10 protein-coding genes and 1 pseudogene are annotated in these 12,461 nt (G+C 74.1%); 6 read left to right on the top strand and 5 right to left on the bottom strand.

Translation table 11 applies throughout. The features are described from left to right. Positions 1 to 9: 9 nt before the first annotated feature. Positions 10 to 363 (top strand): annotated as a pseudogene (locus ASG36_RS23070) (IPT/TIG domain-containing protein); the annotation flags it as partial. A gap of 8 nt (positions 364 to 371) precedes the next feature. Then, the gene (locus ASG36_RS23065) at positions 372 to 1,847 is read left to right on the top strand and encodes an IPT/TIG domain-containing protein (protein ID WP_055760401.1); all 1,476 of its coding nucleotides are present in this window, start codon (positions 372 to 374) and stop codon (positions 1,845 to 1,847) included. A 170-nt stretch (positions 1,848 to 2,017) separates the two neighbouring features. On the opposite strand, the gene ASG36_RS05425 is transcribed toward ASG36_RS23065, so the two are convergent. Next, positions 2,018 to 3,400 carry an FAD-dependent oxidoreductase gene (locus ASG36_RS05425; RefSeq protein WP_055760398.1) on the bottom strand — a complete coding sequence of 461 codons (1,383 nt, stop codon included), beginning with the start codon at positions 3,398 to 3,400 and terminating at the stop codon, positions 2,018 to 2,020. A gap of 60 nt (positions 3,401 to 3,460) precedes the next feature. Here ASG36_RS05425 and ASG36_RS05420 point away from each other — a divergent pair, with 60 nt between their 5' ends. Beyond that, positions 3,461 to 3,772, top strand: coding sequence for a putative quinol monooxygenase (locus ASG36_RS05420; protein WP_055760395.1), 312 nt, complete (start codon positions 3,461 to 3,463; stop codon positions 3,770 to 3,772). A gap of 4 nt (positions 3,773 to 3,776) precedes the next feature. Here the strand turns inward: ASG36_RS05420 and ASG36_RS05415 are convergent, their stop codons facing one another. Further along, entirely contained in the window at positions 3,777 to 4,583 is an 807-nt protein-coding gene (locus ASG36_RS05415; RefSeq protein WP_055760390.1) for an Fpg/Nei family DNA glycosylase, read from the bottom strand. A 55-nt stretch (positions 4,584 to 4,638) separates the two neighbouring features. On the opposite strand from ASG36_RS05415, the gene ASG36_RS05410 reads away from it, so the two are divergent. The 3 genes from ASG36_RS05410 (at position 4,639) to ASG36_RS05400 (ending at position 7,030) form a co-directional block, all read left to right on the top strand. After that, positions 4,639 to 5,475 (top strand): hypothetical protein, encoded by an 837-nt coding sequence (locus ASG36_RS05410; RefSeq protein ID WP_055760388.1) that lies wholly within the window; start codon positions 4,639 to 4,641, stop codon positions 5,473 to 5,475. A gap of 111 nt (positions 5,476 to 5,586) precedes the next feature. Beyond that, on the top strand, positions 5,587 to 6,030 hold the full coding sequence (locus ASG36_RS05405) for a CBS domain-containing protein (protein WP_162245168.1): 444 nt from the start codon (positions 5,587 to 5,589) through the stop codon (positions 6,028 to 6,030). 55 nt (positions 6,031 to 6,085) lie between these two features. Beyond that, positions 6,086 to 7,030 carry a helix-turn-helix domain-containing protein gene (locus ASG36_RS05400; protein ID WP_055760382.1) on the top strand — a complete coding sequence of 315 codons (945 nt, stop codon included), beginning with the start codon at positions 6,086 to 6,088 and terminating at the stop codon, positions 7,028 to 7,030. Positions 7,031 to 7,044: 14 nt separating this feature from the next. Here ASG36_RS05400 and ASG36_RS05395 read toward each other — a convergent pair whose 3' ends face one another. The 3 genes from ASG36_RS05395 to ASG36_RS05385 all read right to left on the bottom strand — a co-directional run bounded on the left by ASG36_RS05395 (position 7,045) and on the right by ASG36_RS05385 (position 12,431). Continuing rightward, the gene (locus tag ASG36_RS05395; RefSeq protein WP_055760379.1) at positions 7,045 to 8,736 is read right to left on the bottom strand and encodes an AMP-binding protein; all 1,692 of its coding nucleotides are present in this window, start codon (positions 8,734 to 8,736) and stop codon (positions 7,045 to 7,047) included. A 65-nt stretch (positions 8,737 to 8,801) separates the two neighbouring features. Further along, positions 8,802 to 10,961, bottom strand: coding sequence for a molybdopterin-dependent oxidoreductase (locus ASG36_RS05390; RefSeq protein ID WP_055760375.1), 2,160 nt, complete (start codon positions 10,959 to 10,961; stop codon positions 8,802 to 8,804). 114 nt (positions 10,962 to 11,075) lie between these two features. Beyond that, on the bottom strand, positions 11,076 to 12,431 hold the full coding sequence (locus ASG36_RS05385) for a deoxyribodipyrimidine photo-lyase (protein ID WP_055760372.1): 1,356 nt from the start codon (positions 12,429 to 12,431) through the stop codon (positions 11,076 to 11,078). Between the last annotated feature and the right edge of the window lie 30 nt (positions 12,432 to 12,461).

Genomic DNA, 12,461 nt, shown 5'->3' with positions numbered 1-12,461 from the left:
GCGACGTCGGTGACGATCGGGACCGACGTGGTCCCGGCCACCGCGGTGACGTTCGTGTCGGCCACGGAGATCTCGTTCTCGACCCCGGGTGATCCCGCGGGTCTGGTCGAGGTCACGGTGACGACGCCGTCGGGGCCGTCGGCGCCGGTCGGGTTCAGCTACCTGGCTCCGGTCGTGGTGGCCCCGACGGTCACGGGCATCGCCCCCTCCTCGGGGCCGGTGGCCGGCGGGACGCCGGTGACGCTGACCGGCACCGGGTTCGTCGACGGCGCGACGTCGGTGACGATCGGGACCGACGTGGTCCCGGCCACCGCGGTGACGTTCGTGTCGGCCACGGAGATCTCGTTCTCGACCCCGGGTGATNGACGCCGGTGACGCTGACCGGCACCGGGTTCGTCGACGGCGCGACGTCGGTGACGATCGGGACCGACGTGGTCCCGGCCACCGCGGTGACGTTCGTGTCGGCCACGGAGATCTCGTTCTCGACCCCGGGTGACCCCGCGGGCCTGGTCGAGGTCACGGTGACGACGCCGTCGGGCACGTCGGCGCCGGTCGGGTTCAGCTACCTGGCCCCGGTCGTGGTGGCCCCGACGGTCATCGGCATCGCCCCCTCCTCGGGGCCGGTGGCCGGCGGTACGCCGGTGACCCTCACGGGCACCGGGTTCGTCGACGGGGCCACCTCGGTGACCATCGGGACCGACACGGTCCTGGCCGAGGACGTCACGGTCGTGTCGGCCACGGAGATCTCGTTCCTGACCCCGGGTGACCCCGCGGGCCTGGTCGAGGTCACGGTGACGACGCCGTCGGGCACGTCGGGTCCGGTGGGCTTCTCCTACGTGGCGCCCGCACTGCCCACGGTGGGCGGCATCACCCCGGCGAGCGGTCCCACCGCGGGCGGTACGCCCGTGACCCTGACCGGTACCGGGTTCGTGGCGGGGACGACGGTCGTCATCGGCGGGACCACCGTCCCGGCCGCCGACGTCGAGGTGGTCTCCGACACCGAGCTGACCTTCCTCACCCCGCCCGGCACGGCGGGACTGGCGCAGGTCACGGTCACCACGCCGACGGGCACGTCGGCGCCGGTGGGCTTCACCTACGTGGCCCCGGTGGTCGTGCCCGTCGCCCCGACGGCCACGTCCCTCACCCCCGCCACCGGGCCGCTGGTCGGCGGCACCACGGTGACCGTCGCGGGCACGGGCTTCGTCCCGGGTCAGACCACGGTCACCGTCGGGGGCACCCCCGTCCCGTCCACCGTGCTCAGCCCGACCGAGCTCACCCTCGTCACCCCGCCCGGGCTCGTCCCCGGCACGGTCGAGGTGGTGGTCACCACGGTGGGCGGGACGACGGCTCCGCTCGGGTTCACCTACCTCGAGCCGGTCGTCGTCCCCGGTGCCCCGACGGCCGACTCGCTGACCCCGGCGACCGGCCCGGTGGGCGGGGGCACGACGGTGACCGTGACCGGGACGGGCTTCGTGCCCGGCCAGACCACGGTGACCGTCGGCGGTGTCGACGTGCCGGTGACGGTGGTCAGCCCGACCGAGCTGACCTTCGTGACGCCTCCGGGCGTCGCAGGCCTGGTCGACGTGGTCGTGACCACGCCGGGCGGTTCGGCCACCCTCGGCTTCACCTACCTCGCCGACGCCCCGGGTGGCCCCGGGACCGGTGTCGTGGGTGCGGGTGGTCCGGGCTCCGGGACCCCGGTCACGGGCAGCGGCCCGCGCACCGGGGGCGGTTACCTCGCCTACACCGGTGTGGACACCCTGGTCCCGCTCGTCGGCGGGTTCCTCGTCCTCCTGGTCGGCACCGCGCTGGTGCTGGTCGGCCGACGTCGGCGCACCGAGGGGTGACCCACCCGCCGGCTCACCCCGGCACCTGACGACGGCGCCGTCCGACCCACCCCGGGTCGGGCGGCGCCGTCGTGCGTGGTCGCCCCGGCGTTGATCAGGTGGGACGACCGATGTGCGTCCTCAGCCACCGACGCCGGTGGAGGAGGACGCACTCTGGTCGTCGGAGCTGATCAACGCCGAGGGGTGGCGTGCGCGTGGGCGAGGAGGGCAGCGCGGTCGTGGATCGTCGTCCGGGCGCGGCCCTGGGTGGCTCCCAGCGCGGTCTCGGCGTCGTCGATCGCCCGCCAGTGGTCGAGCAGGACCGGGTGGGCGCCGCGGGCGAGGAGGGTGTCGACCAGGTCGTCCTCGGGGCCGCCGGCGCCCAGTCGACCCGCCGCGGCGTCCTCGAGCAGCGCCGCGACGGTCTCCCGGGCGTCGTGCTTGTTGGTGCCGACCACCCCGGTCGGCCCGCGCTTGATCCAGCCGGCCACGTACTCCCCGGGGCTGGCCACCCCGTCGCGCAGCACCCGGCCGGCCTCGTTGGCCACCACGCCGGTCCGGTCGTCGACCGGGAGCCCGGGCAGGCTGCGGCCCTGGTAGCCGATGGAGCGCACGACCAGGTCGGCCGGGACGGTGTCGATCTCCCGGGTGCCGGTCAGCCGGTCCGCGGCGTCCACGGTGGTCCGCTCGACGACGACGCCGGTGACGCGGTCGGTGCCCTCCAGGCGGACCGGCCGGGCGAAGAACCGCAGCCGCACGCTCACGCTCCCGGCGAGGGGCTCGTGGTCGGCCCACTCGCGGAGGGTGGCCAGGTTCCGGGCGACGGCACGCACCGCGCTCTCGTCGTCGAGCCCGGCGGTGTCGACCAGCGCGACCGCGGCCTCCAGGTGGCCCAGTTCGCGCAGCTCCTGGGTGGTGAACGTGGCCTGCGCCGGTCCGCGCCGGCCGAGCACGGTGATCCGCTCGACCGGGGCGGCGGCGAGGGCGTCGAGCACGTGCTGGGGCATGTCGGTGTCGGCGAGCTCGCCGGGGGAGCGGGCCAGCACCCGGGCGACGTCGAGGGCCACGTTCCCCACCCCGACGACGACGACGTCGTGCGCCCGGGCCAGCGCGGTCTCCACGAGCTCCCGGTCGGCGTCGGGGTGCCCGGTGTACCAGGCCACGAGGTCGGTGGCGGCGATGCTCCCGGGCAGGTCCTCCCCGTCGATGCCCAGCCGGCGGTCGCCGGAGGCCCCGTGGGTGTAGACGACGGCGTCGGTGTGCGCCCGCAGGTCGGCGACGGTGAGGTCGGAGCCCAGCTCGGCGTTGCCGACGAAGCGGACCCGGTCGTGGTCCAGGGTCCGGCGCAGGGTGTCGGCCAGCGCGCGCATCTTGTGGTGGTCGGGGGCGATGCCGTGCCGGACCAGCCCGAACGGCGTGGGGAGCCGGTCCACCAGGTCCACCGCCACCGGGACGTCGTCCTGGTCGGCGAGGGCCTCCGCGGCGTAGATGCCGGCCGGGCCCGCACCGACCACCGCCACGCGGAGCGGACGGGAGCGGTGGGCAGGACCTGCGGCGTCGGTCACACCTGGCATCCTGACCCCGCCGGTGCGGTCTGCACCAGGCCAGCACCCCCGTCTCCTGGAGGACCACCCGTGTCGGTCACCGTCATCGCCACCATCACGCCGAGGCCCGAGCGGTTCGACGCCGTGCGGGAGGCCTTCGAGCAGGTGGTCCCGCTGGTGCACGAGGAGCCGGGGTGCGAGCTCTACGCGCTGTACGCCAGCAAGACCGTGCTCGTCATGGTCGAGCGCTGGGCCGACGCCGCGGCGCTGAACGCCCACGGGGGCGGCGCGACCTTCACCGGGCTGGCCGCGCGGGTCCAGGACGACCTGGCCGCGCCCTTCGACGTGCAGGTGGTGCGCCCGGTCCCCGCCGGCGATCCCGCCAAGGGCCGGCTGGCCTGAGGGCTCAGACCGCCTGACAGGTCGGGCACCAGAACAGGTTGCGGCCGACCATCACCTCGGTCGCGATCGGTGTCCCGCACCAGCGGCAGGGCTGGCCGGTGCGCCGGTAAACGTAGGAGGCGTCCCCCCGGGTCGGGGTGCCGCGCTTCTTCGTCCGGTCCTCCGGGCGGGTCGTGACGATGCGGCCCGAGCGCACGCCGGCCTTCATCAGCGTGACCAGGTCGGCCCACATCGCCGTCCAGGTCTCGTGGTCGAGCTGCTTGCCCGGCCGGAACGGCGACACGTGGTGCCGGAAGAGCAGCTCGGCCCGGTAGACGTTGCCGACACCGGCGAGCACGGCCTGGTCCATCAGCAGCGCGCCGATGGTCACCCGGCTGCGCGAGATGCGGGCGTACGCCTTCTCCGGGTCGGACCTGCGCAGCGGGTCCGGACCCAGCCGGTCCAGGATCAGCTGCACCTCGCCGTCGGTGATGAGCTCGCAGGCGGTCGCCCCGCGCAGGTCGGTCCAGACGCCCTCGCCGTCGTCCCCGGGGCCCTCCCAGCGCATCCGGAGCGCGCCGCGCGGCTCGGGCGGCAGGCCGGTGCCGGTCGTGTACTTGCCGTACAGACCCAGGTGCACGTGGACGACGTCGGGGCCGAACGCGGCGAACAGGTGCTTGCCCCAGCTGGTCACCTCGTCGAGCACCCGCCCGTCGACCAGCTCGGCCTCGGAGGCGAAGCGGCCCTGCGGGCTGGTGACGTGCACCTCGCGCCCGGCGAAGGCGCGGTGCTGGTCCCGGGCCAGGCGGAACAGGGTGTGGCCCTCAGGCACGTGCGCTCACACCTCCCAGTCTGAGGGTTCTGCCGGGCCGGGGCAGGATCGGGGCATGACCGTCACCCCCGCCCTCGCCCGCCGCGCCTGGGGCTCGCTGGAGACCCTGCACGTGGTCGGCTTCTTCGCCCCCGAGGTGAACGAGGCCTACGACCGGTTCGGTGTCCCCGCGACCCGGGCCGGCTACTTCGCCGCCCGCGGCTCGGCCTTCGGCCCCTGCGGCCCCGAGCTCGTCGTCGCCACCTTCTACGTGTTCGCCCCGTCGCTGGTGTCCGCCGCCGTCCCGGCCGTGTGGGAGGCCGGCACGCCCGAGCAGTGGGCCGCGGCCCGGGCCGACGGCGTCGCCACCCGGCTGCACGACGTGCTCGGCGAGCCCGACGTCGCCGAGGCCGTCGAGCTGGCCCGGGAGGCCTGCGCGGGGCTGTCCGCCGCCGGGCGCCCGGTCTACGGGGCGTGGTCGGCCCAGCCGTGGCCGGAGGACCCGCTCATGCAGCTCTGGCACGCCGGGCTGCTGCTGCGTGAGCACCGCGGCGACGGGCACGTCACCGCGCTGCTGTCCTCGGGTCTGGACCCGGTCGAGGCGCTGGTCACCGGCGGGCTGGCCTCGAACTCGCTGGAGTTCGTCCGCACCACCCGCGGCTGGAGCGACGAGGAGTGGACCGCCGGCACCGAGCGGCTGCGGGCCCGCGGCCTGGTCGGGGACGACGGCCTGACCGACGCCGGGAAGGCCCTGCGGGACGACGTCGAGACCGTCACCGACTTCCTCGCCGTGGACGGCTGGGCGCACCTGGGCGCGGAGGGGACGGAGCGGCTGGTCGAGCTGGTCACCCCGCTGCGCGAGCGGGTGCTCGACGCCGGCGTCCTGCCCGACTGGATCCGCTCCCGCGGCTGAGGCCCGGGCCCCGGGTGTGCCGAGCGACAAGGGCACGGCACGCAGGGCCAAGACCGCCGCCGCCCCGCCGGGCAGGCTCGCCGTGAGGACAGCGTGGAGGGAGGGGGCGCCGTGACCGGACCGTGCCGGGGGACGACGACGCACGGCGTGCCCGTGTCGGAGGCGGCGCTGTCCGCACCCCGCACCAGCCCCCCGGACACCACCGTGGGTCAGGCGCGGGCCCTCTTCGACGACGACCACCTGCACGCCCTGCTCGTCGTCGACGGGGGCCGGCTGCTCGCCGTCGTCGAGCGCGAGGACCTCGTCGGTGCCGCGGCGGACACCCCGGTCGGCGGGCTGGGCCGCCTCCGGGGACGCACGGTGGGCCCGGCCGCCGACCTCGGGCGCACCCACGCGCACCTGCTGGCCCAGGGCCGCCGCCGGCTCGCCGTCGTCGACGCCGAGGGCCGGCTGGTGGGCCTGCTGTGCCTCAAGCGCAGCGGCCTCGGGTTCTGCAGCGACGCCGACGTCCGGGCCCGGGCCGAGGAGCGGGAGGTGCTGGCGCTGGCCTCGTGAGACGCCGGACACGTCCGCGTAGTGACAGCGTGATGTTCGTGGGCCACGATCGGGCATGGCCATCACCACCATCGACACGTCGACGGTGGTCGGCCCGGACCGGGCGGAGTTCTGGCGCGAGGCGGTCTGCGACCAGTTCGTGACCCTCGACGTCCGCCCGCTGGAGGACGTGCCCAGCCGGGGGCGGGTGACGGCGGCGGACGTGGGGGACACCCTGGTCCGCAAGATCGAGGCCGGTCCGCACCGCTTCGCCCGCACCGAGAACCTGGTCCGGCGGGCCGACGAGGACTACCTGCAGATCGCGCTGGCCCGGCAGGGCACCACGCTGGTCGTCCAGGACGGCCGGGAGGCGGTCATCGGGCCCGGGGACTTCGTGCTCTACGACAGCAGCCGGCCCTTCGTCTTCGAGACCACCGGCTCGTTCGCCTACTCGGTGTGCCTGCACCCCAAGCGGCTGCTGCCGCTGTCGGCCGCCGAGATGGCCCGGGCCACCGCCGTCCGGTTCGACGGCCGCTTCGGCGTCGCCGCCACCGTCCCGCCCTTCCTCTCCGCGCTGCACCGGCTGGACGGCGACGAGCTGGCCGGGCCGGTCGCGGCGGCGATGGCGCAGACCGTGGGCGACCTGATCGTGGCGCTGGTGCGCAGCGAGGCACCGGCCGCCCGCAGCACCGACCTGCACCTGCACCGGGCCGAGCGGTTCGTCGAGGAGCACCTCGGGGAGGCCGAGCTGACCCCCCAGGACATCGCCGACGCCTGCGCCATCTCGCTGAGCTACCTCAACCGGGTCTTCCGGGCCTCGGGGACGACGGTGGTCGAGCACCTGCGGGAGCAGCGGCTGCAGCGCTGCTGGCGCGCCCTGGTCGACCCCGCCGCAGCGGCGTTGCCGATCGGGGCGGTCGCCGCCCGGCACGGGCTGCCCGACCACGCGCACTTCTGCCGGGTGTTCCGCGCCCGGTTCGGCATGACGCCCAGCGCCCGCCGGGCCCAGCTCGGCGGCTGAGCCCGGCGGTCTCCTCAGCCGCGCAGGTCGGGGAAGTCGGTGTCGCTGAACTCCGTGGACCCGCCGTCGCCGGCCTCCTCGCGCTGCCGCAGCTCGACCCGGCGGATCTTCCCGCTGATGGTCTTGGGCAGCTCGTAGAACTCGATCTTGCGGACCCGCAGGAACGGGGCCAGGTTCGCCCGGGCGTGCGCCAGGATCGACCGGGCGGTCTCCGCGGTCGGTTCGTGCCCGGCCGCCAGCGCGACGTAGGCCTTGGGGACCGCGGCGCGCACCGGGTCCGGGGCCGGGACGACGGCGGCCTCGGCGACGGCGGGGTGCTCGATGAGCACGCTCTCCAGCTCGAACGGGCTGATCTTGTAGTCGCTGGCCTTGAACACGTCGTCGGTGCGCCCGACGTAGGTGATGTACCCCTCGGCGTCCCGGGTCGCCACGTCCCCGGTGTGGTAGTAACCGCCGGCCATCGCCTCGGCGTTGCGCTGCGGGTCGCCGGCGTACCCGGTCATCAGCGGGAGCGGGTGTGCGGCGAGGTCCAGGCAGATCTCGCCCTCGTCCCCGACCTCCCCGGTGACCGGGTCGACCAGCACCACCGGGCAGCCCGGCAGCGGCCGGCCCATCGAGCCGGGCTTGACCGGCGCGCCGGGGGTGTTGCCGACCACGGCGGTCATCTCGGTCTGCCCGAACCCGTCGCGCAGGGTCAGTCCCCAGGCCTTCTCCACCTGGGAGATCACCTCGGGGTTGAGCGGTTCACCGGCCGCGATGACCTCGCGCAGCGACCCGGGGCCGCCGGAGAGGTCGGCCTGGATGAGCATCCGCCACACCGTGGGCGGGGCGCAGAACGTGGTGATGCCGGCCGAGCGGATCCGCTCCAGCAGCGCGGGGGCGTCGAAGCGGGCGTAGTTGTAGAGGTAGATCGTGGCGCCGGTGATCCACGGGGCGAAGAAGCAGGACCAGGCGTGCTTGGCCCAGCCCGGTGAGCTGATGTTGAGGTGCACGTCGCCGGGCTGCAGGCCCAGCCAGTACACCGTCGACAGGTGCCCGAGCGGGTAGCTGACCTGGGTGTGCTCGACCAGCTTGGGCCGCGACGTCGTCCCCGAGGTGAAGTACAGCAGCAGCGGGTCGCCCGGGGCCGTCCCCGGGTGCTCGACCGGGCCGTCGTCGGCACCGTCGGCCTCGGCGTAGGACAGCCAGCCCTCCACCGGGTCGCCGACCGCGATGCGGGTGTAGTCGCCCGGGACGTCGGCGAACTTGGCGGCGTCGGCGGCGTTGGCGACCACGTGCGCGGCACCCCCGCGCTCGATCCGGTCGACCAGGTCTGCCGGGCCCAGCGCCGTCGTCGTCGGCATGATCACCGCGCCGAGCTTCATCACCGCCAGCATCGACTCCCACAGCTGCACCTGGTTGCCCAGCATGAGCACCACCCGGTCACCCCGGCCGACGCCCACCGAGGAGAGCCAGCGGGCCACCTGGTCCGAGCGGCGGACCATCTCGGCGAAGGACCACCGCGCCTCGCTGCCGTCGGCCTCGGCGATCCACAGCGCGGTGCCCTGGTCCTCGCGGGCGTAGGCGTCGAACCAGTCGTGCGCCCAGTTGAAGCGCTCGCCCAGATCGGGCCAGGCGAACTCCTCGACGGCGCGCGCGTGCTCACCCCGCAACGCCAGCAGCTGGTCCCGGGCGGCCCGGTAGGTCTCGGTGGCCGTGCTCGTCATGCGGCTCCTCCTCGGTGAGGTGCGTCGGTCAGGGGCCCATCGTGCACCGCGCCCCACCCGGCGGCTCAGGCGATCTCGACCTCCACCAGGGTGTCGGAGAACGTCGGGGCGTTGCCCAGGTCGGCGAACGCGGTCGGGTTCACCGCGGCGAGCGTGGCGCCGGCCCGGCTGTGCTTGCGCCACGAGCCCATCGCGCTGACCACCACCCCGGGCAGCAGGGTGCGGTCGAGCTTGGCGACGACGGTGAACCGGCCGCGGTCGTTGAACACCTGCACCTGGGCGCCGTCGGTGATGCCGCGGGCGGCCGCGTCGTCGGGGTGCAGGACGAGCGTGGCCTCCTTCTGCACCTTGCGGTGGAACTCGTGGTTGCCGAAGCTGGAGTTCAGGTAGGCGTGCGACTTGGGCGTCAGCAGGTTCAGCGGGTACCTGGTCGACAGCGACGGGTCGCCGGCGGCGTTCTCCCGCGGCGGGATGTAGTGCGGCAACGGGTCGACGGCCTGCCCGGGCTGGTGGTCGTTCGAGCCCTGCCGGAACAGCGGGACGACGAAGTTCCCGCCGGCCGCCGCGGAGGCGAGGAACTCGACCTTGCCCGACGCGGTCGGGAAGCCGCCCTGGGCGTGCGGGGCGTACTCGTCGGGCGAGGGCACGTTGAGCCGCATCCAGCCGAGCTCCTGCAGCTTCTCGACGGTGATGCCCTGCATGTGCGGGTGCGACCAGTCGAAGGCCTCGGCGATCATCTCGGCGTCGGTGCGCCGGAAGACCGGGTCGTCGAAGCCCATCGCCGCGGCCAGCCGCCGGAACACCTCGGTGTTGGGCACCGCCTCGCCCAGCGGCTCGATCGAGCGGTGGTTGTAGGTCACGAACAGGTGGCCCCAGCTGAACATGACGTCGTCCTGCTCGAGCTGGGTGGTCGCCGGCAGCACGATGTCGGCGTAGTCCGCGGTGTCGGTCATGAACTGCTCGCTGACCACGGTGAAGAGGTCCTCGCGCTGCAGCCCGGCGATCAGCTTGTCCTGGTCGGGGCAGACCACGACCGGGTTGGAGTTGTAGACGAACAACGCCTTCAGCGGTGGTCCGTCCAGCTCGCCGGCCAGGGCCGAGCCCAGCCGGAACTGGTTCACCACCCGGGTGCCGGGGGTGAGCATCTCCGGGTGCATGAACGCACCCCAGTTGACCGGGAAGGCCCACAGCGGGAGCTGCAGGATGCCGCCGCCGGGCTTGCGCCACGCGCCGACCAGGCCGGGCAGACAGGACAGGGCGCGGACCGCCTGGCCGCCGCCGGCGTGCCGCTCGACGGCGACCCCGATCCGGATGACCGAGGGCTGGGCGGTCGCGTACTCCCGGGCCAGGGTGCGGATGGTCTCGGCCGGGACGCCGGTCTCGCCCTCGGCCCACTCCGGGGTGTACTGCTCGACCCGCTCGGCGAACTCGGGGTAGCCGACGGTGAAGTGCTCGACGTAGTCGTCGTCGGTCAGCCCCTCGGCGATGACCACGTGCGCCATGGCCAGCGCGAGGGCGCCGTCGGTGCCCGGGCGCAGCGCGATGTGCTGGTCGGCGGCGGCCGCCGTCCGGGTCTTCACCGGGTCGACCACGACGACCTTGGCGCCGCGCTTGCGCGCCTCGGTGATGTAGGGCCACAGGTGCAGGTTCGTGCTCTGCACGTTGCAGGCCCAGATCAGGATGAACCGGGAGTGCACCAGGCTCTCCGGGTCCACCCCGGCGGTGTCGCCGATGGTCATCGCGTAGGCGGTGCAGGAGCCGGAGTCGCAGTAGGTGCGCTCGGCGACCGTGGCACCGAGCTTCGCGAAGAACGGGTCGCCCACGTTGAGCCCGTTGAGGATGCCCTGGGTGCCGAGGTAGCTGACCGGCATGACCGACTCGGGCCCGAACTCGGCGACGGTGTCCGCGAGCCGGGTGGCGATCTCGGCGATCGCGTCGTCCCAGCTGATCCGCTCGAACTGGCCGCTGCCCTTCGGGCCGGTGCGGCGCATCGGGAACAGCACGCGGCCGGGGTCGTACACCCGGTCCAGGTAGTTGTTGACCTTCACGCACAGACCGCCGGCGGTGTACGGGTGGTCGGGGTCGCCGGCCACCTTGACGGCGCGGCCGTCCTCGACGGTCACCAGCATCGCGCAGGTGTCGGGGCAGTCGTGCGGACAGGCACCCCGGACGACGGACCTCGTGCCCGGCGTCGTCGTGGTGGGGTCTGGCGGCGCGATCGTCATGGGGCCTCCGAGCGTGGGCGGACCGTCGTGTCGTCGTCCACCCTGTCGCCGGGCACCGCCCGGGTCTTGGCTCAGCTGACCCGCTCGTTGTCGCAGCGGGCACAGCCCCCGGCGCTACTTCCCGCGGGCCTTCGCGTAGCGGTCCAGGGCGACCTCGCGCTCGTGCTTGTGGTCCACCATGACCTCGGGGTAGCCCTCCGGGACGCCGTCCGGGGCCTTCCACGGCTCGTGCACGTGCTTGGCGTCCAGGTCGCGCAGCTCGGGCACCCAGCGGCGCACGTACTCGCCGTCCGGGTCGAACTTCTTGCCCTGGGTGACCGGGTTGAAGACCCGGAAGTAGGGCGCGGCGTCGGTGCCGGTGCCGGCGACCCACTGCCAGCCGTGGTTGTTGCTGGCCAGGTCGCCGTCGACCAGGTGCTGCATGAAGTACCGCGCGCCGCGGGTCCACTCCTGGTGCAGGTCCTTCACCAGGAAGCTGGCGGTGATCATCCGCATCCGGTTGTGCATCCAGCCCTGCGCCAGCAGCTGGCGCATCGCGGCGTCGACGGCGGGGAAGCCGGTGTGGCCGGTGGCCCAGGCCTCGAAGTCCTCGTCGGCGGCCTTCCCCGTCGCGTACGTCATGCCGGCGAGCTCGTCGTTGTAGTACTCGCGGGCGGTCTCGGGCCGGTGCCACAGCACGTCGGCGTAGAACTCCCGCCAGCACAGCTCGGTGACGTAGGTGTCGACCCCGGCACCCTTCTGCCCGGACTCCGCGATGTCGTGCAGCAGGGTGCGCGGGTGGACGGTGCCGAAGTGCAGGTGCGCCGACATCCGGCTGGTGGTGTCCAGGTCGGGGCGGTCGCGCTGGTCGTCGTAGTCGGCGATCCGCTCGTCGAGGAACCGCTTCCACTGCTTTCGGGCCGCCTTCTCACCGGCCTCCAGCACCTCGGTGTCACCCAGGTCGGGGGCCTCGGGGAGGTCCTCGCTCTCGGCGTGCGCCCAGCTGACCTTCGTGGGCCGGGGCGCGGGGTCGGGCCAGCCGTGCTCGCGCCAGCGCCGGGAGAACGGGGTGAACACCTTGAAGGGGGTGTCGTCGTCCTTGGTGATCGTGCCCGGGGCGACGGCGTAGGCCGAGCCGGTGCGCACCAGCTCGACGTCACCGAGGGCCTTCTCCACGGCCCGGTCCCGCTTGCGGCCGTACGGGCCGGTGTCGCCGGCGACGTGCACGCTCTGCGCCCCGACCTCACGGGCCACGGCGGGGACGACGTCCTCGGGCTTGCCGCGCCGGATCACCAGGCGCCCGTCGGTGGCCTCGTGCAGCTCGGCCAGGCAGCCGGCCAGGAAGTGCCGCCGCGGGTCGCCGGACTTCTCCCAGATCGCCGGGTCGAGGACGAACAGCGGGAGCACGTCGCCGACGTCGCGGGCGGCGAGGAGGGCGGGGTTGTCGGCGAGGCGGAGGTCGCGGCGGAACCAGGAGACGGCAGTCGGCACCGGTCGACGGTAAACGGCGGTTCCGGGCCC

This window comes from Geodermatophilus sp. Leaf369 (assembly GCF_001424455.1).
In the GTDB taxonomy this organism is placed as follows: Bacteria; Actinomycetota; Actinomycetes; order Mycobacteriales; family Geodermatophilaceae; genus Klenkia.
This window is presented reverse-complemented; position numbering and strand designations above follow the sequence as displayed.

Coding starts and splice junctions, on each gene's coding strand:
- ASG36_RS05390 (WP_055760375.1), bottom strand. CDS start 10,961: ATGACGATCGCGCCGCCAGACCCCACCACGACGACGCCGGGCACGAGG.
- ASG36_RS05410 (WP_055760388.1), top strand. CDS start 4,639: ATGACCGTCACCCCCGCCCTCGCCCGCCGCGCCTGGGGCTCGCTGGAG.
- ASG36_RS05425 (WP_055760398.1), bottom strand. CDS start 3,400: ATGCCAGGTGTGACCGACGCCGCAGGTCCTGCCCACCGCTCCCGTCCG.
- ASG36_RS05400 (WP_055760382.1), top strand. CDS start 6,086: ATGGCCATCACCACCATCGACACGTCGACGGTGGTCGGCCCGGACCGG.
- ASG36_RS05395 (WP_055760379.1), bottom strand. CDS start 8,736: ATGACGAGCACGGCCACCGAGACCTACCGGGCCGCCCGGGACCAGCTG.